Below are 20,256 nucleotides of genomic sequence, written 5' to 3'. Positions count from 1 at the left end.
CATGGCAACGCTTGAAATCCGAGACCTGCACGTCACCGTCGAGGCCGACAACGCCACGAAGGAGATCCTCAAGGGCGTCGACCTCACCGTGAAGCAGGGCGAGACGCACGCCATCATGGGCCCGAACGGCTCCGGCAAGTCGACGCTCGCCTACTCCATCGCGGGTCACCCCAAGTACACGATCACCCAGGGCACCGTCACCCTCGACGGCGAGGACGTCCTTGAGATGTCCGTCGACGAGCGTGCCCGCGCCGGCATGTTCCTCGCCATGCAGTACCCGGTCGAGGTCCCCGGCGTCTCGGTCTCCAACTTCCTGCGCACGTCGGCGACGGCGATCCGCGGCGAGGCCCCCAAGCTGCGCACCTGGGTGAAGGAGGTCAAGGGCGCGATGGAGACCCTCCAGATGGACCCGGCCTTCGCCGAGCGCAACGTGAACGAGGGCTTCTCCGGCGGCGAGAAGAAGCGCCACGAGATCCTCCAGATGGAGCTCCTCAAGCCGAGGATCGCAATCCTCGACGAGACCGACTCCGGCCTGGACGTCGACGCCCTGCGCCAGGTCTCCGACGGCGTCAACCGCGTCCGTGAGACCGGTGAGGTCGGCACCCTGCTGATCACGCACTACACGCGCATCCTGCGCTACATCAAGCCCGACTTCGTGCACGTCTTCGCGAACGGCCGCATCGCCGAATCCGGCGGCGCCGAGCTCGCCGACAAGCTGGAGGCCGAGGGCTACGAGGCCTACACGAAGGGTGGCGTATCAGCGTGACAGTGGCCCACCAGGGGCTCTCCGGCCTCCTCGACACCGAGGCGATCCGCAAGGACTTCCCGATCCTGGATCGCACGATCCACGACGGCAAGAAGCTCGTCTACCTGGACAACGCGGCGACGTCCCAGACGCCGCGCCAGGTGCTCGACGTACTCAACGAGTACTACGAGAAGCACAACGCCAACGTCCACCGCGGCGTGCACGTCCTCGCGGAGGAGGCCACGGCGCTCTACGAGGGCGCCCGTGACAAGGTCGCGGCGTTCATCAACGCGCCGAGCCGCGACGAGGTGATCTTCACCAAGAACGCCTCGGAGTCGCTCAACCTCGTGGCCAACATGCTGGGCTGGGCCGACGAGCCCTACCGCGTGGACCACGAGACCGAGATCGTCATCACGGAGATGGAGCACCACTCCAACATCGTGCCGTGGCAGCTGCTCTCGCAGCGCACGGGCGCGAAGCTGAAGTGGTTCGGTCTCACGGACGACGGCCGGCTCGACCTGTCCAACATGAACGAGATCATCACGGAGAAGACGAAGATCGTCTCCTTCGTCCTGGTCTCGAACATCCTGGGCACGCAGAACCCCGTCGAGGCGATCGTCCGCCGTGCGCAGGAGGTCGGCGCGCTCGTCCTCATCGACGCCTCGCAGGCGGCACCGCACATGGTGCTCGACGTGCAGGCGCTGCAGGCCGACTTCGTGGCCTTCACCGGCCACAAGATGCTCGGCCCGACGGGCATCGGCGTGCTGTGGGGACGGCAGGAGCTCCTGGAGGACCTCCCGCCCTTCCTCGGCGGCGGCGAGATGATCGAGACCGTGTCGATGAACTCGTCGACCTACGCTCCCGCGCCGCACAAGTTCGAGGCGGGCACGCCCCCGGTCTCCCAGGCCGTCGGCCTGGGCGCGGCCGTGGACTACCTCTCGGCCATCGGCATGGACAAGATCGCCGCTCATGAGCACGCGATCACCGAGTACGCGGTCAAGCGCCTCCTGGAGGTCCCCGACCTCCGGATCATCGGCCCGGCATCGGCCGAGGACCGCGGCGCCGCGATCTCCTTCACGCTCGGCGACATCCACCCGCACGACGTGGGCCAGGTCCTGGACGAGGAAGGCATCGCGGTCCGCGTGGGTCACCACTGCGCCCGCCCCGTCTGCCTCCGTTACGGAATTCCTGCGACCACGCGAGCGTCGTTCTATCTGTACTCCACGCCCGGCGAGATCGACGCTCTCGTCGACGGCCTGGAGCACGTACGGAACTTCTTCGGCTGAGGGGCTGGCTGGGAACGTGAAGCTGGATTCGATGTACCAGGAAGTCATCCTGGACCACTACAAGCACCCGCACGGGCGCGGTCTTCGTGATGGCGACGCCGAGGTGCACCACGTCAACCCGACGTGCGGCGACGAGATCACGCTGCGCGTCAAGTACGACGGGTCGACGATCGCCGACGTGTCGTACGAGGGGCAGGGCTGCTCCATCAGCCAGGCCAGCGCGTCCGTCCTGAACGACCTCCTGGTCGGCAAGGAACTCGCCGAGGCGCAGAAGGTCCAGGAGGTCTTCCTGGAGCTGATGCAGTCCAAGGGCAAGCTGGAGCCCGACGACGAGATGGAGGAGGTCCTGGAGGACGCCGTCGCGTTCGCCGGGGTCTCGAAGTACCCGGCGCGGGTGAAGTGTGCTCTGCTGAGCTGGATGGCGTGGAAGGACGCGACGGCGCAGGCACTGGGTACCGAAGACGTCGCTGAGAGGAAGACCGCATGAGCGAGAACGAAACGCTGACCAAGCCGGCCTCGGAAGAAGAGGTCCGCGAGGCGCTGTACGACGTGGTCGACCCCGAGCTGGGCATCGACGTCGTCAACCTCGGCCTGATCTACGGCATCCACGTCGACGACGCGAACATCGCGACGATCGACATGACGCTCACCTCGGCGGCCTGCCCGCTGACGGACGTCATCGAGGACCAGGCGAAGTCCGCCACCGACGGCATCGTCAACGAGCTCCGGATCAACTGGGTCTGGATGCCGCCGTGGGGCCCGGACAAGATCACGGACGACGGCCGCGAGCAGCTTCGGGCGCTCGGGTTCAACGTCTGAGGTTCGACAGGTCGTTTTCCGGTTCGGCCCCCTGCGCTGGTGCGCAGGGGGCCGAACCGCGTTCAGCTCCCTTGCGGGGAGTCGGCCTGCGCCAGGGTGTGCGCGAGACCCTCCTTGCGGATGCGCCGGTCGATGTAGAGCAAGGCGGTCACCAGGGGCAGGAACACGCTGGCCGCCAGTTGCGTGACGAACGTGGCGACCAGGGAGAACAGGGCGAACAGGCCGAACTGGGAGCGCAGTTGATCCAGGAAATAGGCCGACGCGGAGTCGTCCGGGTCGATCGGGGGCGGGCTCGGCGCGGCGAATTGCAGGGGGATGCGCAGGGCGAGGGAGATGCCCATCACGATGAGACCCGCGAGCAGTGAAATGCCGAAGGTGCGCCACCAGGCGCCCCGGACCAGGCGTACGGAGCGCCGCAACGCCGTGAACGGGCCCGCCGTCTCCAGGGCCGCGGCGGCCGGGGCGAAGGCGAACAGGACGTACAGCCAGGCCGCGAGCGGCAGCGTCACCAGGAACAGCGGGAAGACCAGGCCGATGGGGATGATCGACTGGGTCATCATCAGGAAGAGGAGCGAGAGGAAGAGCAGCGCGAACGCGGCCACCGGCAGCATCAGGACGATCGAGAGCAGCAGGGTCACCACCAGCACGGACGGTGTCCGCGACCAGGCCCTGCGCCAGACCGCGCCGAACGTCGCCGGGCGGCCGAGCACCGCCTCGTGCAGCGTGGCGGCGCACGCTGCCTGGATGAACGAGTTGACGGTCAGCGTGGCGAGCATGAACACCAGCCACACCAGGCCGAACGCGATCAGGATCGGCCTGCCCTCGTCCCAGGAGAAGTCCGATCCGGGTTCGTTCATGACGCTGAGGTGCTCGCGGGTCGCGAGGTAGGCGAGCGTCCCGCCGGCCACGGCGACGAGGGCGAGCAGACCGTAGGCGGCGGCCGCGGTGCCGAACAGCGGCCTGGCGTAGCGCCGCATCGTCGCGAACGCGCCGCCGATGACGTGGTTGGCGCCCAGCGGCGCGAGGGGTATGACACCGGGCTTGGGCGGCGGCGGTGGCGGGGTCCAGCCGTAGCCGTTCCAGCCCCAGCCGGGTGGCGCTCCGTACGGCCCCGGCGGTCCGCCGTAAGGCGCCTGTGGTCCCCACCCCGATGTGTCTGACATCGCTCTTGTGCTCCGTGTTCTCGTGGTTCTCGTGCGGTTTCCCGCCGCGTCGCTCCTGTGGCCCCCCACAGTGATCGCGTCACCTTAGCCCGCTCCGGTCACCGTCGTTATGTACGGCCGTACGCAACGATGTGTACACTCGTACGCATGGGATACGGACTGCTGGCCGGGGCGATCGTGGCGGAGGTGGCCGGGACCACGGCCATGAAGTACAGCGAGGGGTTCAGCAAGCTCTGGCCCTCGCTGATCACCGTCGCGGGATATCTGATCGCCTTCACGCTGCTCGCACAGACCCTGAAGACGCTCTCCGTCGGCACCGCCTACGCGATCTGGGCCGGGATCGGGACCGCCGCGGTCGCCGCCATCGGCATGATCTTCATGGGTGAGTCCGCGGGCCTGGCCAAGATCGCGGGGATCGCCCTGGTGATCGCGGGCGTCGTCCTGCTGAACCTGGGCGGTGCGCATTGATGGCCCGCCGTTACGACCCCGAGCGGCGTACGCGGATCATCGACGCCGCGATCCGGGTGGTGGGGGAGAAGGGGATAGGCGGGCTCAGCCATCGCTCGGTGGCCGCCGAGGCCGATGTGCCGCTCGGGTCCACCACCTACCATTTCAAGACACTCGACGAGCTGCTCCTGGCCGCGCTGGAGAAGGCCAACGAGGGCTTCGCGAAGGTCGTCGCGAGCCGGGGCGGCTTCCAGGACCCCCGGGTGGACCTCGCCGCTGAGATCGCCGAGGTGCTCGGGATGTGGCTCGGCCAGGAACGCACGGGGATCGAGCTCGAGTACGAGCTGTATCTGGCCGCCCTGCGCAGGCCCGCCCTGCGGCCGGTCGCCGCCTGCTGGTGCGACGGACTCGCGGAGGTCTTCGCCGAACGCACCGACCAGGCCACCGCGCGGGCGCTGGTCGCCCTGATGGACGGAATCTGCCTCCAGGTACTGCTCACGGACGGCGTGTACGACGAGGCCTACGCCCGCGAGATGCTGGGCCGGCTGATCCCGCACGACGGCTGACCGCCACCGGGGGCCGGCCGCCACCCCCGAAGCTCTCCGGCCCGGAGGCTGAGACCGGTTCGCCCGGGTGGTGCGGTGACCGTTAGGTTTTCCCCATGACCGACACGAACGCTTCCCGCACCACCGGCGCCGTCGCCGCAGGCCTCGCCACCCTCACCGCCGACGGCACCGTCCTCGACACCTGGTTCCCCGCGCCCGAGCTCGTCGCCGAAGCGGGCCCCGCAGGCACCGAGCGGCTCACCGCCGAGCGTGCCGTGCAGCTGCTCGGTGAGGGCGCGGCCAAGGCCATCGGCCTGGACGCCCGCCGTGGCGTGGAGACCATCGCCGTGCGTACGGTCATCGCGTCCCTCGACGAGAAGCCGGTGGACGCTCACGACGTCTACCTGCGCCTGCACCTGCTCTCGCACCGCCTGGTCAAGCCGCACGGCGTGAACCTCGACGGCCAGTTCGCCTTCCTCGCGAACGTCGCGTGGACCTCGCTCGGCCCGGTCGCCGTCGACGACGTCGAGAAGGTCCGGCTCAACGCCCGCGCCGAGGGCCTGCACCTCGCGGTGACCTCCGTCGACAAGTTCCCGCGCATGACGGACTACGTCACCCCGAAGGGCGTCCGCATCGCCGACGCCGACCGAGTGCGGCTCGGCGCGCACCTCGCCGAGGGCACGACCGTCATGCACGAGGGCTTCGTGAACTTCAACGCGGGCACGCTCGGCACCTCCATGGTCGAGGGCCGCATCTCCGCCGGTGTCGTCGTCGGTGACGGCTCCGACATCGGCGGCGGCGCCTCCACGATGGGCACCCTCTCCGGCGGCGGCAACGTCCGCATCGTCATCGGCGAGCGCTGCCTGATCGGCGCCGAGGCGGGCGTGGGCATCGCGCTCGGCGACGAGTGCGTCGTCGAGGCCGGGCTCTACGTCACCGCCGGGTCCCGCGTGACCATGCCCGACGGGCAGATCGTGAAGGCCCGCGAGCTCTCCGGCGCCTCGAACATCCTCTTCCGCCGCAACTCGGTCACCGGCGCCGTCGAGGCCCGCCCGAACAACGCGGTGTGGGGCGGCCTGAACGACGTGCTGCACAGCCACAACTGACGTACCGCGTATCCCTGTCGTCCCGCGCGGCTGCGTATGCTGCGCGGGACGACAGGAGACAGACATGCGCCGAACGGGGATCCGGACCCTGGCCCTCGGGTCAGTGGCGGCACTTGGGCTCGTGGCCGGATGCGGTCAGGGCGAGGGGCGGGCCGAGGACATCGGCCGGGGCGCTCCGCAGCAGGTCAGCCCGGTGTCGACGGGCAGCCACTCGTATCCGCTGGAGAAGAGCGACATCCACTGGAGCGGCAGCCCCAGCCCCTTCAACGCGCAGGTCAAGCTCGCCGACGGGCGACGCGTGGCGATGCACTACATGAAGGGCAAGGGGCTCTTCGTGCAGGACTACAGCCCCAAGGCCAAGGGCTGGTCCAAGTCGGCCGTCGTGTACAAGACGGAGACCGACGCCTGTCAGGGCATCACGCTCAAGGCCAAGGACGGCACCGTCGCGGCCTTCGGGGACTTCGGCGTGTACTGCGCCGACGGTGAGCCGCCGACCGAGTCGGTCGCCGCGGTCGCCACGGGCCCGCTGACGAAGTGGGCCACGCACCTCACGAAGGACTTCGACGGCTGGGAGAAGATCGCCGTCGCCACCGGGGGCAAGAAGGTCACGTTCAGCCGGGGCGACGAAACGCTCCTGTGGACCAAGGCCGGGGGGTTCCCCGCCGCGGGCTGAATCGCCGCCGCCGGCCGCGTCACAGCGCTTCGTATGCGGCAAGGAGCCCGTCGGTCGTCTCGTGGTCGGCGGGGCGCAGGGGGGCTCGGACCGGGCCGGCGGGCAGGGCGAGGGCGTTCAGGAGTGCCTTTGAGGTGACCGTGCCCGGGAGGCCTGCGCCCATCATCAACTCGATGAGGTCCATGGACTGTTGCTGGAGGCGGCGGGCCCCGGATGTGTCGCCCGCGTCGAACGCGTCGATGATGGAGCGGAGACGGCGCGGTACGACGTTGGCCACCGTGCTGATGTAGCCGACGCCTCCCACCGCGTACAGCGCGAGGATGAGCTCGTCGCAGCCGGTGTAGTACGCCAAGTCGGTCTGCGACAGCACCTTCTGAGTGGCCATCAAGTCGTATGCGCAGTCCTTGACGGCGACGATCCGCGGGTGTTCCGCGAGCCGCAGCATCGTGTCCGGTTCGATGCGCGTCCCGGTGCGCCCCGGGATGTCGTAGAGCGCGAGCGGGAGTCCTGTCGCGTCGGCGACCTCGAGGAAGTGCGCCTCGACGGCGTCCTGTGGCGGCTTGCTGTAGTAGGGCGTGACCACCAACAGGGCGTCCGCGCCCGCCTTTTCGGCCTGCAGCGCCATCTCGACCGTGTGCCGGGTGGCGTAGCTGCCGACGCCTGCGACGATCGACGCCCGGTCGCCGACCGCCTCGGCGACGGCGCGTACGAGCGCGGCCTTCTCGTCGTCGGACGTGGTGGGGGACTCGCCGGTGGTGCCGGACAGGACGAGCCCGTCGCAGCCTTCGGCCACCAGGCGGTCGGCGAGCAGCTGGGCGCCGTCGAGATCGAGCACGCCGTCGTCCGTGAAGGGCGTGACCATCGCGCAGAGGGCGCGGCCGAGGGGAGGGGCCGGAGCCGGGGCCGGAGCCGTCGATGAGGGTGAGGTCATAGGGGCAGTGTCGGTACGCCGACGCTGAAGCTCCACTTAATTCTGCTACGAGGTATACGACAGCAATGCTGAGGAGTGGCCGGTCGAGGTGGCCTTGCGTCGGCGGTGAGCGGGGCGGGACCTAGTGCCAACTCGCCCCCGTATGCGCCACCATGGGCCCCGACGGTAGTCGACGGACGGCCGCTCGGCGGTCGGCCACAGGAGGCGTCATGAGGCTGGGCAAAGCACTCGCCACCGGGATCGCCGAGGAAGACCCGCAGGAGCGGCTGCGGCAGAAAGACCTTGAGCAGCACGTGGAGTCCGAGCCCGAACCGGCGCCGACGTCGATGGCCACGGAGCAGGCGGCCGAGGTCCCGGCGGCCCGGTGAGGCTGCGGCTCCCCGCGGAACGCCCGAAGGAGCCGCCGACCGGATACAAGATCGCCCGCCTCGCGCTGTCCCAGGACGGCGCGCGGGCGGGCTTCACCGGCGTCTCCCTGGGCGCGGCCCTGCCCTACGGCGTGCTCGACGAGGCAGGCTGCGTCTACGGGCGGCGGCACGCGGCCCCGCACCGCCGCTGCGACTGCGGGTTCCACTGCGTCCACGAACGCGCCACGGCCCAGGCCTTCCTGTGCACCGCCGAACACCGCGGGGCGGCGCTGCTGCGGGTCACGGTGCTCGGCGCGTACATCCGCTTCGAGCGGGGCTTCCGGTACGCGCGCCAACGGGTGCGCGACGTGACGGTGCAGCCCTGCCGCTGCGGGGCGCGCGCCTCGGTCCTCGCGGACGCGGGGTGGGGCAGGCCGGGGTGGCGGGTGGTCGAGGGGGTGTGCGCGGTGTGCGTGGGCAGGCGCACGTCGATGCGCCTCGCGGAGTTCGCCCGCCGCGCCGGGGAGGGCCTCACGGTCACCGCAGAGGGCCCCGAGTCCGTGCCGGGGTCGCCCTCCGAGGCCATGGGGGTGCCCGAGCTGATAGCGGAGGCCGCGCTGCTGCAGGCCCGGCTCGACGTGTTCCAGGGCGAGCTGGCCCGGCTGGCCGGGGACGGGCGGGAGTAGGCCCCCGTAGAGCCTCTGGCATGATCGGCGCGGGGTGCGACAGGCCGACATGACGAAGGCATGAGGCTTGATGAACAAGAACGACGACCACGCGGGGACAGCGAACGACAACCGGACGGGGCCGGCGCCGGAGACGCGCGTGGCGCTGGTGACGGGCTCCTCGTCGGGCATCGGAGCCGAGGTGGCCAGACGCCTCGCCGCTGCGGGGATCCGCGTGGTGCTCAACTCCGCCCGCTCGGTCGAGGCAGGCGAGAAACTGGCCGCCGAACTCCCCGACGCCCGCTACGTCCGGGCGGACGTCGCCGACGAGGACGACGCCAAGCGCCTGGTCCGGTCCGTGGTCGAGGCCTACGGACGTCTGGACATCCTGGTCAACTGCGCGGGAGCCACGCGCTTCATCCCCCACGACGACCTCGAGTCCGCGAACCCCCAGGTCTGGCGCGACCTGTACGACATCAACGTCATCGGCGTCTGGCAGACGATCACCGCCGCCGTCCCCCACCTCAGGGCGAGCGGCACGGGCAGCGTCGTCACCATCTCCTCGCAGGCGGGCGTACGTCCCGGCGGCAGCTCGATCCCGTACTCGGTCAGCAAGGCCGCCGTGAACCACATGACGAAACTGCTCGCCAAGACGCTCGGCCCGGACGTACGGGTCAACGCGGTCGCGCCCGGCATGATCGACACCCCGTGGTTCGACGGCGTGGAGGGCATCGAGTCCGCGATGGAGGAGACGGCGGCGCGGCTCCCGCTGCGCCGCGTCGGCCGGCCCCAGGACATCGCGGACGCCGTCTTCGACCTGGTGAACGCCTCGTACATCACCGGCGAGATCCTTCTGGTGGACGGCGGCGGCCACCTCCTGTGACCGGCGCGTCATCGCCGCGTTGACGTTCCCCGACTCCGCGGGGAAGCTCTGGCCATGACGACGCATGTGTACACCCGTTACGTCGCGATCGGTGACAGCCAGACGGAAGGGGTCGGCGACGGTGACGAGGTGCACGGGTACCGCGGTTGGGCCGACCGGCTCGCCGAAATCCTGGCCGAGGGGAACCCGGGGTTCGGATACGCGAACCTCGCCGTGCGGGGCAGGCTGACGGCCCGCATCAAGGCCGAGCAGCTGGCCCCGGCCCTCGCGCTGCGCCCCGACCTGGTCACGGTCATGGCGGGCATGAACGACCTGGTGCGCCCCGGCTTCGACGCGGCGCGGGTGGCCGGTGACATCGAGGACATGTTCACCGCGCTGACCGCGGCGGGCGCGCGCGTGGCCACCGTGACCTTCCCCGACCTCGGTCGGATCTCGCCGCTCGCGCGCCGGGCGCTGCCCCGCGTGCTCGACCTGAACGCCCGTATCCGCGCGGCCGCTGACCGCCACGGAGTCGTCGTCCTCGACACGTTCCCGCACCGGGTCACCACGGACCCGCGGCTGTGGAGCACCGACCGGCTGCACGCGAGCCCGCTGGGGCACGCCCGGATCGCCGCGGGCATGGCGGACGCGCTGGGCGTCCCCGGCCACGAGGACTGGGTGCGGCCGCTGCTGCCCCCGCCGCCCCCGGTCTCCGCGCTGCGTGCGGTGGCGGCGGAGACGGCGTGGTTCGCGGGGTTCATGGGCCCGTGGCTGTGGCGACGCGTCCGGGGGCGCTCGTCGGGCGACGGGCGTGCGGCGAAGCGTCCCGAGCTCGGACCGGTCACCGGTTCTCCTGAACGGGCTTGACCTCAAGGTTGCTTGAGGTCACAGGCTGTGGGGCAACGGGCCGAGCGGGGCCCGGCCACACACTGAAGGAGCAGGCCATGAAGGCACACGTCGACGCCACCACCCTCCCCGACCCGGCCCGCGCGAACGACGGCCTCGTCTTCCTCAGCACCTGGAGCACGGGTGCGCCGGAGCGGCAGCGGGCGACCGTCGAGGCGATCGCCACGGCCTGGGGGAGCCGCCCGTGGCCGCACGAGGGCCTGCTCTCGTACACCGTGTACGCCGGGGCGGACGGCTCGACGGTGGCGCACCGCTCGCACTGGCGGGACGACGAGGCGTACCAGGACTTCTTCGCGAACGGCAGGGACGAGCGGAACGGCGAGATCGACGAGGCGGTGCCGGGCATCGAACGGCTGGGGCTGCACAAGACGCGGCTGCGGGACGGGACGGCGCGGGCGGCCGGTGACGACCGGGTGGCCCGGGTGGTCGTGATCGCCGAGGGGGAAGCGGGGGCGCAGGCGGCGCCGGGCCTGATCTCCGCCCACTTCCACGTGACGACGGACGGCGGCCGGGTGATCCGCTATGAGGAGTGGGAGAGCGGCGAAGAGCTGCCCGACGAGGGCACCTACCGCCTGGCGTACGCGATCGAGCCCCGCTGATCCTCGTGGCCGTACGCCCCGAGGATGGCGATTTCTCGCCCACCACGCACTCCCTGCCCGGTTGTCGCACGCCCCTTCCCCGGCCCCACCGGTGCCCTGGACGGGGAGGGGTGCCGGTGGGATGTTGAAGCGATTCGGGACGTCAGGGGGCCGCCATGACCGCAGGCAAGGAGTTTGAGATCGAGCGGGAGTTCGAGGTCGATGCCTCTCCCGCCGAGGTCTGGGACGCGTTCACCACCGGCACCGGCGGCTGGTTGTGGCCCCTGGTGGAGTACGAACCCCGCGAGGGCGGAGCCGCCCCGCACGGCGGCATCGTCACCCACTGGGAGCCACCGCACCGCCTCACCGACCGCGTCGACGACCCCGAGGGTCTCCCGCCCGGCCAGACCGTCAACCGGCTCGACCGCGTCATCGAGCCCCGCGACGGCGGCCGCCGCTCCTGGGTCCGCTATGTGCACAGCGGCATCCTCACCGACGACTGGGACAACCAGTACGAGGGAGCCAGCAAGCACACCGACTTCTACCTGCACACCCTGCGCCAGTACCTGACGTACTTCATGGGCCTGCCCCTCACCTTCACCACCCTCGACGGGCCCGCCCCCTCCACCGCCCCGCACGCCTTCGTCAAGCTGGGCCGCCGCCTCGGTCTGCCCGACGACGCGTCCGAGGGCGCCCGCGTACGGGTGGACGCCCCCGGCGAAGCCCTCGACGCGATGGTCGACTTCCGCAGCAGGCACTTCATCGGCCTGCGCACGGACACCGCGCTCTACCGCTTCTTCGGCCGCAACCACTTCGGTGCCCCGGTGGGCATCAGCATCCACGACTTCGCGCCGCAGGCGGACGCCAAGGGCACCGAGATGGCATGGCGGGACTGGCTGCTCAGGCTCTACGCGTGACCCTGGCTACGGCTTGAACCTCAGCACCTGCGGGTCGTGGTCACTGTTCTGCTCGGCGAACTCCGCGTTGATGTGCACGCTGTCGTAGGAGAAGCCCTTCGACCCCGCACGCCCCACTCCCGGGCTGGTCAGGATCTGGTCGAGGACCTGCGAGTTGCCCTGGTAGACGTACGAGTAACGCTCCGAGCGGGGAAGGGACTTGGCGGCGGACCTCAGTGCGCCGCCCGCTTCGAGCGCGGCCGTCGTCGCCGAGAACTCGAAGTCGTTCACGTCACCGACGGCCACCACGTCCGCGTTCTTCTCGGCCTTGCGCACGTCCCGCACGAAGGAGTTCACGGACTGCGCCTGCCGCAGCCGCTTGGCCTCCGAGGAGCGCACCGGCGGCTGGTGCCGAGAGGTGAGACCCTCGTCGCCGCCCTTCGACCCGAAGTGGTTCGCGACCACGATCACGCTGCGCCCCCGGAAGCGGAACTCCCCGGCCAGCGGCTTGCGGCTGTCCGCCCACGCGGTGTTCGCCGGGTCGACGCGCCCGGGGGAGAGCGTCAGCGCGGCGCGCCCGGAGGACCGTACGACCCCCGTGCCCGTCGTCGCGTCACCCGCGCCGCGGTCCGTGAAGGAGACCCGCTCGGGGTTGAAGAGGAACACCTGGCGGATGTTGCCGCCCGGCTCCCCGCCGTCCTTGTTGTTCTCCGGGTCGATGGACCGCCACGCGTAGCGCGGCCCGCCCGCGGCGACGATCGCGTCCGTGAACTTCTTCAGGGTCGCCTCCGCCGAGACGGTCCCGTCGTTCTTCGCGCCGTTGTCGTCCTGGATCTCCTCCAGGGCGAGGATGTCGGGCGAGGCGAGATTCGTGACGACGGCCCCGGCCAGCGCGTCGAACTTCGTCTGCGGATCGGAGGGGTCGAGATTCTCGACGTTGTACGTCGCGACGGCGAGCTCACCCTTGGCCTGGCGCCGCGTCTTCTCCCGTACGAGCCCCTTGTCCTCGACCTCGCCGAGCGTCCGCGCGACCAGTGTGTAGCCGCCGAACTGGTTGAAGTCCAGGGGCCCTTCGGCGCCACCGGACAGCGAGTCGCCGACGTTCGCCTTCGGGAAGGGACGCTCGGAGACCGGAGCCAGCTGCTGGATCTGCAGACGCCCGGTGTTCTGGTCGTCGTAGGACCCGTACACCGTGCCGCCGCGCCGGTTGGCGTTCTCGTGCGGCTTCACGGTGACCCACAGCTCCGAGTACGGATCGGTGGCGCCGACCACGCGCGAGGTGCCGACGCGCACGTTCATGCCCTCCAGGGACTCGTACAGGTCCAGGGCGTACGACCGGGGCTTCAGGGGCAGCGCGCTGATGTCGCCGCCGGCAGCGGGGTCGCCGTCGGGCGCGTACGCGGAGGGCACCGACTTGGCGGTCACCGTGACGGGCGCGGGCAGCTTGTTGCCGGACGACTCGACCGTCACCGTCGGCTTCGTGAGCTGGGTCAGGGACTGGTTCCCGGACGCCTCGCCGCCGGGGACGTACTCGCCGACGGTCCCGGAGACGCGGACCGCGTCACCGGCCCGCACGGTCAGCGCGGCCGAACCGGTGTAGACGAAGACACCCTCGCTGGTCGCGGGGTCGGCGTCGGCCTTCGGGTCCTGGATCCAGAAGCCCTTCGAGCCGTACGTACGGACGCCGGTCACGATGCCCGTCACGTCCGTGACCTGCTGCCCCGCGAGGGGCGAGAGGCGGGTGGTGCCCTGGATGTCGTGGACGCGCACCTCGGCGGCGGACGCGGAGGAGGTGCTCACGGCGAGCAGACCGGCGGCCAGGGCGGTGGCCACGACGGTGGAGACGGCGGCGGATCTCACGGCGGGCCGGGTGGCACGGGATATGTGCGGCATCGAGGAACTCCGGATGAGGGTGAGGTCGTATGACGAGGGTGAGAGCGAGCGGGACGGGCCGGTGGGCACCCAGCGCTCTACGCGCGTCAATCTCTTGCGTGCCCAGGGGAGTTGTCAAGGTTCGGCGGGTGTTCTCACCATGTATGTCTCCTGACAGGGACATGAACCGGGCGGCATGGGTCGAAATCCGTCTAGGCTTCGGTCCAGCAGACCTTTCCCCGGGTGCTCGGCCCCGCCCGAGCAGGGGACGCCCCATCCTTCGGAGGAGAACCAGCCGATGTCCGTAAGTCCCGCCACCCTGCCGCCGGTGCTGCTGCACTCCGAAGCGGAACTCGCGCGGGCCGCGCTCGCCACGCCGCTGCTCTCCCGCGCCGCGCGGCTCGCCCGCTGGGCGGGCCCCGAGACGCGTGTCGGGGCGGGCGGTGAGCTCGTCGAGGAGCAGCTGCCGGCCGCCGCGGCCGAGCTGGGCCTCGCCGCGGACGACCCGGACGCCGCCGCGTACGCGAGCGAGGCCTGGCGCGTGGCCGTCGACACCGGCCTGGTGGACGTCACGGACGCGGACGAGTCGGAGGGTGAGGACGCGCCGGGCACGGTGGCCGCGGGCGAGGACCTCGCCGCGCTCACCTCCGGCAGCCCGCAGGACATCCTGGCCGTCTGGCTCGGCGCCCTGGACACCGTCTACTCGGACGCGACCGTGCCCGACATGGACAACCTCCTCGACGTCCTGGAGGAGAAGGGCGAGGTCGACTTCGAGGAGCTCGGCTGGGACCCGCAGGCCGAGGCGGACTTCCTGGACGGCGTGCTCGGCAACCTCTACCTGCTCACCGCGGGCGAGGCCGGGGCGGGCGAGGGCCCGGTGCCGCTGCCCGCGCTCGCCGCGTCGATGATCGTGCCCGACGACATGGGGGAGCCGACCGACGACATCCTGGAGCAGGTGTCGGACGCGATGATGAAGCTCGACGACCAGTTCCGGCTCTTCGAGCCGCTCGGGCTCGTCGAGTACCAGCCGGTCGACGAGGCCCTCATGGTGGACATCGACGAGGCCGAGGCACCGCTGCCGGACGACGACGAGGACGTCACGCGGTACGGCATGGTCAAGCTGACCCCGCTCGGCGTGTACGGCATCCGGGCGCGGATGCTGGAGGCGGGCGTGGACGCCCCCGCGGTCGGCGACCTCGCGGACAAGGGCGCCGACGCGCTGCTCGAAGGGACGGCCGGCTTCCCGCAGGCCGCCGCGCAGGCCGAAATCGAGCAGTGGCTCGCCCGGCACGAACCGCTCGGCGCGGCACGGGAGTTGCTGGCCGCCGCACGGGGCGGGGACGAGGGTGCGCCGCTGCGGCGGCTCCGGTGCCAGCAGGCGCTCTCGCTGGTCGGCGGCGAGGCGGAGCCCGCCCTGCGGGAGGTGCTCGACGACGCCGAGCTCGGCGGGCTCGCCCGGGTGTGGCTGGCCGAGCACGGGGCGGCCGACGTGCCCGCGCCCTCCGAGGCGCTGGTCTTCTGGCTGACCATCGACACGATCGCCGCGCAGCTCGCGGCCGAGGGCAACTCGGACGAGCTGCAGGGCCTCGTGGAGGGCCTCTCGGAGCAGCACAGCGGCTTCTTCGCCGCGGCCTGGCGGGTCGAACACCCCGCCACCGCGGACGTCCTGGAGGCGATGGGGCGGCTGCACCCCGACAAGAAGGTGGCCAAGGAAGCCCGCAAGGCGGCCTTCAAGGCCCGTTCGCAGCAAGGGATGTGATGCAGGCAGCCGCCGGGCCGGAGCTCCCGGCCCGGCGGCCGTCCGGTTCAGCTCAGCACTGATACAGCGTCGTGTGCTTGAACGACGACGTCGCGCCGTTGAAGCCGTACGTCCCCCGGTACGCCGGAGGGTTCTGGTACTCGCCGACGATCGTGATCGTGTTGGCGCAGGGACCCTGGCCGGCGCGCTTGGCGTCCAGCCGGATGGTGTCCCCGATGAATCCGCCCGTGATGTCCCACGGAGCGCCGCAGATGCCGGAGGTGATCTGCCCGCCGAGGACCACGTGCGGGTAGGTGTTCGGGTTGAACTTCACCTCCATCGCGAAGGTGACCGCGCCGTTGTGCAGCTCCAGCTTCGAGGTGGTGGCAACCGCCTCGGCGGACACCTCCTGGGTGGCGGAGAACGCCTCGTCGCGCGTCTTGACCTCGGCGCCCTGCGGATTGTGGAAGCGGTGCTCCGCGCGGGCCTGGCCCTTCTGCTTGCGTGCCTGAGTGGTCATGGAAGCCCTCCTCTCGTGGTGCGACCGGTCAGGCCAGCTGTTCGGAGACCTCGACCCGCAGCAGCGTGCGGACGTTCTCGAAGTGGTTGAGCACGGTGACGGTCGAGGAACCGGCGAACAGCAGGCCGAGCGCGACGTTGTCGAGCGAGGTCACCAGGGACCCCGAGTCGCCGCCCGCCGAGATGTTCGTCGTCAGGATCTGGTCCTTGAAGCGGGCCGTGCCCGCCGTGCCGTAGTTGACGTCGATGGTGGCGTCGACGGCGATGATCCGGCCGAAGGAGATGTTGGTCGTACGGCCGGTCTTCTTCACCAGGTCGCCGACCGCGACGTTCGCCTTGCGGCGCCAGGCGCGCGGGGCTCCGCTGAAGTACGTCTCGCGGGTCGCGTCCTGGAAGTCGACGCTGCCGAGCGCCGCGTCGACGACGTTGTTGTGCCGCTCCAGCGGGATCTGCGGGGCGAACTGGATCGTGATGAAGCGCTCCAGTGTCGCGATGCGGTCGGCCGGGTCCTGGCCGCCGTCGAAGACACCCGGCTGCACGATCGCGCTGCCCAGCTGGGCGCGGTTGGAGTCGGCGAGCACGTGGTTGTTGGAGAGGATGTAGAACTTCGCCGGTATGCCGAGGCCGGGGCCCGGCGGGTCGACCGAGGCGCCGGGCAGGAAGTCGTAGACCACGCTGCCGAGCGTGCCGGCCGTCACGCGTACGTTGCCGACCGAGGCGCCGGAGGGGCACGGGCGCATCCGGCGCTTGAGGAGCTGCGGCTCGAACGCGCCGAGCCCGGAGAGCTCTTCGAGCATGGGCTGCGAAATACCCGCGAACTGCCCGCTCAGGCCGCCGTCGGGGCCGAACGCCGCCGAGCGGTCGTCGGCGCGCCCCGCCTTGCGCTGCTGGCGCTGCGCGGCGACGTGGCCGACGGCCACGACGTCGGTGGGGGTGCCGTCGTCCATCTGGGAGGGGATGACGTCCCGCTCCGGCAGCATGGACTCCGGGACCTTCTGGGTCACGAACACGATGACCGCGGGTTCGCCGGTGGGCTCTCCCTCGATCCACTTCACGCCGTGGCCGAAGCCGACGACGTTGGACAGGGACGTCTGGGAGCCCAGGAAGTCCCCCGCCGCCTGCCGGCGTGAGCTGTCGCTGAGCTGACCGCCGGTGGGTCCTCGCATCAATTCGGGCTGGCTCACCACGCCAGACCACCTCTTCCCCTTGGTCAAAGGGTGGAGTTCCGGTCGGCTCGTGCGGGTCGTCCTACTGCGCCGCGGGCTCACCGATGGCGAGTACGCGTACGGGGACGCCTTCCAGCACCGCCGGAACCACGTCTTCGTCCCGGAGCCGGTCACGGGGCACCTTGCGGGTCACGAACACGACGATCACGTCCGTTCCCGAGCGCTCGTCCTTGCCGATGCCGACGCCGTTGACATTGGCCAGCTTCATCAGCCGGTCCTCATGGAGGCTGCGTGCCTGCGATGCGTCCACGCGGCTCGCCTCCCCCAACGGGTGATGCAGGTAGGGGATGTCTATTGCCGTGTGGAGGGCGGGTCAAGGCGTTCCGCACGAAATCTTGGCTTTCCGGGTGATCTGCTCCTGTTGACCTTGTTTACGAAGATTCTTCCGACCACTGGCTCGGACAGGCGAACCTTCGGTTCACGTACGCAGATGCGAGGCGCCGTTCAGGTCGAGGACCGTGCCCGATGCCCACTCCGCGACCGGAGAGGCCAGCCACAGCACCGCCGCGGCGATCTCGTCCGCCGTGCCCGCGCGGCCGAACGGACTCTGCGCGCGGATCGCCGCGCCCTCGTCACCGCTCAGCCGGTGGGCCACCCGTTCGGTCTCGAAGAACCCGGGGGCCACCGACGCCACCGCGATCCCGTGCGGCGCGAGCGATACCGCGAGGGACTGGCCGAGCGCGTGCACGGCCGCCTTGGTCGCCCCGTACGCCGGGTGGTCGGGCTCCCCGCGGAACGCGCCGCGCGAGCCGATGTTCACGATCCGGCCGCCCGTGCCCTGGTCGATCATCCGGCGCGCGGCCAGATGACTGAGGTTGGCCGTCGCGAGAAGGTTCACCGACACGTGCCGCTGCCAGAGCGCCGCCCAGTCCTCGTACGACGTGTCGGCGAGGGGGTGCGGCAGGTTCACGGCGGCGTTGTTGACCAGCACGTCAAGGCCGCCGAGCGCGTCGGCGGCCCGCTCCGCGACGTCCGCCGCGCCCGCCGGATCGGACAGGTCGCCGCCCACCAGGACGTGGCCCTCGCCCGTGAGCGAGGCGAGCGTCGCGCGCGCGTCGTCCTCGCGCGAGCCGAAGTGCACCGCGACGCGGTCGCCGTTCGCCGCGAAGGCCCGGGCGAGGGCTCTGCCCAGGCCTCGGGAGGCGCCGCTGATCAGGACGCGGCGGTCGGTGCCTGGCAGGTTCATGGAAGGAAGCCCCTTGACGTCGGACGGCGTTCAACCGCCGTTTATACGTGAGCGGGAACGTGACGCCGACAGCAGCCCGGCCGGAACCCGCCCCAGGAGACATCATGTCGCTCACCCGCAGGGACTTCGCCAGACGCTCCGCGATCACCGGAGCGGGGGTCGCGCTGACCGGCAGCGTCGGCGCGCTCGCCACCGCACCGGGCGCGCTCGCCGCCGAGGAGACGACGGAGGGCGGGGCCGACCGGCTGGGCCGCGACCCCGGCTACGGCCCCCTCGTCCCCGACCCGAAGGGCCTGCTCGCGCTGCCCGCCGGATTCTCGTACCGCGTCCTCACGCACAGCGGGAAGACGAAGCTGGAGACCGGCGAGTTCACGCCGTCCAACCACGACGGCACGGCCACCTTCGAGGGCCCGCGCGGCGTCACGCTGCTCGTCAACAACCACGAGCTCGGCGGACCCCGCTCCAAGTGGGCGCACCCGGTCCCGCTGACCGAGGGCCTCGTCTACGACCCGGCCGCGGCCGGCGGCTGCACCGTCGTCGAGGTCCGCCGCGGCGGACACGTCGCCGAATGGGTCGGCATCGCGGGCACCGCCACCAACTGCGCGGGCGGCAGCACTCCCTGGGGCACCTGGCTTACCTGCGAGGAGACCGAGGACCGGGCCGGCCAGAACGGCATGACCAAGGACCACGGCTACGTCTTCGAGGTCGACCCCTACGACCGGCGTGCCAACCGCGCCCCCAAGCCGATCAAGGCCCTCGGCCGCTACGCCCACGAGGCCGTCGTCGTCGACCCCAGACGCGGCCACCTCTACCTCACCGAGGACGCGTCGGGCCCCAACGGCCTGCTCTACCGCTGGACCCCGCCGCAGGGCTTCGAGCACGGCCGCGGCAAGCTGCGCAAGCTCGCCGACGACGCGGGCGTCCTGAAGGCGCCCAAGTGCTTCGACTCCGGCGGCCGCTTCGTGGACGACCTGTCCCGCGCCACCAGGATCGGCACCGTGTACGGCGTGGACTGGGTGGAGGTCCCCGACCGCGACGCCCGTACGGTCCCGGTGCGCGAGCAGTTCGACGACGGCGACATCACGCGCGCCCGCAAGCTCGAAGGCATGTGGTGGGGTGACGGCGGCGTCTACATCGTGGCCTCGTTCGCCCGTGACGAGAGCCCCGTGGCGCACGACGGGCAGGTGTGGTTCTACCACCCCTCGCGCCGCACCCTCACCCTGAAGGTCCTCCTCGGCGTCAATCCCGACCCTGCCAAGGACGGCGCCTTCGACGGGCCGGACAACATCACCGTCTCCCCGTACGGCGGCCTCGTCATCGCCGAGGACGGCGACGGCGTCCAGCACCTCTTCGGGGCGACCGAGCGCGGCCGCACCTACCCGATCGCACGCAATGAACTCAACGCGGGAACCCCCGAAAAGCCCTCCTACAGCGAATTCACCGGCGTCACGTTCTCCCCGGACGGAAAAACCCTCTACGCGAGCATTCAGACCCCCGGCATCCTGCTGGCCATTACGGGCCCGTGGCGGCGTCGGCGCGGCTGACCGCGGGCCACCTGCCACGCCGAAAAAGCATTGGCGTCCCCTGAGTTCACTCTCCTAAAGTGAGACTCGTCCAGGTGCGAAGGCAGGACTTACTTCCACTCATAATGGGGAGCGGACGGGTTCGAGTCCCGTCTCCGGCACCAACAGGCCGGAGTAGCTCAGGGGTTAGAGCACCATCGTCAGTTCAGCCGAATGGGATCTC

Annotated in this window: 23 protein-coding genes; 16 read left to right on the top strand and 7 right to left on the bottom strand. The window is 70.8% G+C overall.

What is annotated here, in order from left to right; all coding sequences use genetic code 11:
• The first annotated feature begins 1 nt into the window (after nucleotide 1).
• The 4 genes from sufC to AB0I66_RS13770 are packed head-to-tail and all read left to right on the top strand — an operon-like array spanning nucleotide 2 to nucleotide 2,850.
• Entirely contained in the window at nucleotides 2–766 is a 765-nt protein-coding gene (sufC, locus tag AB0I66_RS13785; protein ID WP_363208037.1) for a Fe-S cluster assembly ATPase SufC, read from the top strand.
• Nucleotides 763–2,031, top strand: a complete 1,269-nt coding sequence (locus AB0I66_RS13780) for a cysteine desulfurase (RefSeq protein WP_363208036.1) — start codon at nucleotides 763–765, stop codon at nucleotides 2,029–2,031. The genes sufC and AB0I66_RS13780 overlap by 4 nt, the downstream gene beginning before the upstream one ends.
• Nucleotides 2,032–2,047: 16 nt before the next feature.
• A complete protein-coding gene (gene sufU / locus AB0I66_RS13775) occupies nucleotides 2,048–2,518 on the top strand; it encodes a Fe-S cluster assembly sulfur transfer protein SufU (protein ID WP_363208035.1) in 471 nt (156 codons plus the stop codon).
• Nucleotides 2,515–2,850: a metal-sulfur cluster assembly factor gene (locus AB0I66_RS13770; RefSeq protein ID WP_160504340.1), complete on the top strand. Its 336-nt coding sequence runs from the start codon at nucleotides 2,515–2,517 to the stop codon at nucleotides 2,848–2,850. The genes sufU and AB0I66_RS13770 overlap by 4 nt, the downstream gene beginning before the upstream one ends.
• A 62-nt stretch (nucleotides 2,851–2,912) precedes the next feature.
• Here AB0I66_RS13770 and AB0I66_RS13765 read toward each other — a convergent pair whose 3' ends face one another.
• Nucleotides 2,913–4,013: a hypothetical protein gene (locus AB0I66_RS13765; protein WP_363208034.1), complete on the bottom strand. Its 1,101-nt coding sequence runs from the start codon at nucleotides 4,011–4,013 to the stop codon at nucleotides 2,913–2,915.
• A 129-nt stretch (nucleotides 4,014–4,142) separates the two neighbouring features.
• Between AB0I66_RS13765 and AB0I66_RS13760 the strand changes: the two genes are divergently transcribed.
• From AB0I66_RS13760 to AB0I66_RS13745, 4 genes are all read left to right on the top strand, one after another.
• Complete coding sequence (locus AB0I66_RS13760; protein ID WP_363208033.1) at nucleotides 4,143–4,481, top strand: multidrug efflux SMR transporter; 339 nt, start codon at nucleotides 4,143–4,145, stop codon at nucleotides 4,479–4,481.
• Complete coding sequence (locus AB0I66_RS13755; protein ID WP_363208032.1) at nucleotides 4,481–5,026, top strand: TetR family transcriptional regulator; 546 nt, start codon at nucleotides 4,481–4,483, stop codon at nucleotides 5,024–5,026. Before AB0I66_RS13760 ends, AB0I66_RS13755 begins: the two co-directional genes overlap by 1 nt.
• A 95-nt stretch (nucleotides 5,027–5,121) precedes the next feature.
• A complete protein-coding gene (dapD, locus tag AB0I66_RS13750; protein ID WP_363208031.1) occupies nucleotides 5,122–6,111 on the top strand; it encodes a 2,3,4,5-tetrahydropyridine-2,6-dicarboxylate N-succinyltransferase in 990 nt (329 codons plus the stop codon).
• Nucleotides 6,112–6,175: 64 nt separating this feature from the next.
• A complete protein-coding gene (locus tag AB0I66_RS13745) occupies nucleotides 6,176–6,784 on the top strand; it encodes a hypothetical protein (protein WP_363208030.1) in 609 nt (202 codons plus the stop codon).
• 19 nt (nucleotides 6,785–6,803) lie between these two features.
• Here AB0I66_RS13745 and dapA read toward each other — a convergent pair whose 3' ends face one another.
• Nucleotides 6,804–7,715, bottom strand: coding sequence for a 4-hydroxy-tetrahydrodipicolinate synthase (gene dapA / locus AB0I66_RS13740; RefSeq protein WP_363208029.1), 912 nt, complete (start codon nucleotides 7,713–7,715; stop codon nucleotides 6,804–6,806).
• A 209-nt stretch (nucleotides 7,716–7,924) separates the two neighbouring features.
• On the opposite strand from dapA, the gene AB0I66_RS13735 reads away from it, so the two are divergent.
• The 6 genes from AB0I66_RS13735 (at nucleotide 7,925) to AB0I66_RS13710 (ending at nucleotide 11,990) form a co-directional block, all read left to right on the top strand.
• Nucleotides 7,925–8,083 carry a hypothetical protein gene (locus AB0I66_RS13735; RefSeq protein WP_363208028.1) on the top strand — a complete coding sequence of 53 codons (159 nt, stop codon included), beginning with the start codon at nucleotides 7,925–7,927 and terminating at the stop codon, nucleotides 8,081–8,083.
• On the top strand, nucleotides 8,080–8,748 hold the full coding sequence (locus AB0I66_RS13730; RefSeq protein ID WP_363208027.1) for a hypothetical protein: 669 nt from the start codon (nucleotides 8,080–8,082) through the stop codon (nucleotides 8,746–8,748). The genes AB0I66_RS13735 and AB0I66_RS13730 overlap by 4 nt, the downstream gene beginning before the upstream one ends.
• Nucleotides 8,749–8,818: 70 nt before the next feature.
• The gene (locus tag AB0I66_RS13725; RefSeq protein WP_363208026.1) at nucleotides 8,819–9,610 is read left to right on the top strand and encodes a glucose 1-dehydrogenase; all 792 of its coding nucleotides are present in this window, start codon (nucleotides 8,819–8,821) and stop codon (nucleotides 9,608–9,610) included.
• A 54-nt stretch (nucleotides 9,611–9,664) separates the two neighbouring features.
• A complete protein-coding gene (locus AB0I66_RS13720; protein ID WP_363208025.1) occupies nucleotides 9,665–10,456 on the top strand; it encodes an SGNH/GDSL hydrolase family protein in 792 nt (263 codons plus the stop codon).
• A gap of 77 nt (nucleotides 10,457–10,533) precedes the next feature.
• Complete coding sequence (locus tag AB0I66_RS13715; RefSeq protein ID WP_363208024.1) at nucleotides 10,534–11,094, top strand: antibiotic biosynthesis monooxygenase; 561 nt, start codon at nucleotides 10,534–10,536, stop codon at nucleotides 11,092–11,094.
• Between the two features lie 155 nt (nucleotides 11,095–11,249).
• The gene (locus AB0I66_RS13710) at nucleotides 11,250–11,990 is read left to right on the top strand and encodes an SRPBCC domain-containing protein (protein ID WP_363208023.1); all 741 of its coding nucleotides are present in this window, start codon (nucleotides 11,250–11,252) and stop codon (nucleotides 11,988–11,990) included.
• Nucleotides 11,991–11,996: 6 nt separating this feature from the next.
• On the opposite strand, the gene AB0I66_RS13705 is transcribed toward AB0I66_RS13710, so the two are convergent.
• Entirely contained in the window at nucleotides 11,997–13,862 is a 1,866-nt protein-coding gene (locus tag AB0I66_RS13705; protein ID WP_363208022.1) for an endonuclease/exonuclease/phosphatase family protein, read from the bottom strand.
• A gap of 277 nt (nucleotides 13,863–14,139) precedes the next feature.
• Here AB0I66_RS13705 and AB0I66_RS13700 point away from each other — a divergent pair, with 277 nt between their 5' ends.
• The gene (locus AB0I66_RS13700; protein WP_363208021.1) at nucleotides 14,140–15,600 is read left to right on the top strand and encodes a hypothetical protein; all 1,461 of its coding nucleotides are present in this window, start codon (nucleotides 14,140–14,142) and stop codon (nucleotides 15,598–15,600) included.
• Nucleotides 15,601–15,652: 52 nt separating this feature from the next.
• On the opposite strand, the gene AB0I66_RS13695 is transcribed toward AB0I66_RS13700, so the two are convergent.
• From AB0I66_RS13695 to AB0I66_RS13680, 4 genes are all read right to left on the bottom strand, one after another.
• The gene (locus AB0I66_RS13695) at nucleotides 15,653–16,099 is read right to left on the bottom strand and encodes a hypothetical protein (RefSeq protein WP_363208020.1); all 447 of its coding nucleotides are present in this window, start codon (nucleotides 16,097–16,099) and stop codon (nucleotides 15,653–15,655) included.
• 28 nt (nucleotides 16,100–16,127) lie between these two features.
• Nucleotides 16,128–17,282, bottom strand: a complete 1,155-nt coding sequence (locus AB0I66_RS13690) for a hypothetical protein (protein ID WP_363208019.1) — start codon at nucleotides 17,280–17,282, stop codon at nucleotides 16,128–16,130.
• A 64-nt stretch (nucleotides 17,283–17,346) separates the two neighbouring features.
• The gene (locus AB0I66_RS13685) at nucleotides 17,347–17,574 is read right to left on the bottom strand and encodes a hypothetical protein (RefSeq protein WP_363208018.1); all 228 of its coding nucleotides are present in this window, start codon (nucleotides 17,572–17,574) and stop codon (nucleotides 17,347–17,349) included.
• Nucleotides 17,575–17,742: 168 nt separating this feature from the next.
• Nucleotides 17,743–18,510: an SDR family oxidoreductase gene (locus AB0I66_RS13680; protein WP_363208017.1), complete on the bottom strand. Its 768-nt coding sequence runs from the start codon at nucleotides 18,508–18,510 to the stop codon at nucleotides 17,743–17,745.
• A gap of 104 nt (nucleotides 18,511–18,614) precedes the next feature.
• Between AB0I66_RS13680 and AB0I66_RS13675 the strand changes: the two genes are divergently transcribed.
• On the top strand, nucleotides 18,615–20,054 hold the full coding sequence (locus AB0I66_RS13675) for an alkaline phosphatase PhoX (RefSeq protein ID WP_363208016.1): 1,440 nt from the start codon (nucleotides 18,615–18,617) through the stop codon (nucleotides 20,052–20,054).
• Nucleotides 20,055–20,256 lie beyond the last annotated feature (202 nt).

This window comes from Streptomyces sp. NPDC050439, from assembly GCF_040655335.1.
Lineage (GTDB): Bacteria > Actinomycetota > Actinomycetes > Streptomycetales > Streptomycetaceae > Streptomyces.
Note: the sequence above shows the minus strand (reverse complement) of the source record. Positions and strands in the feature narration are given on the sequence as shown.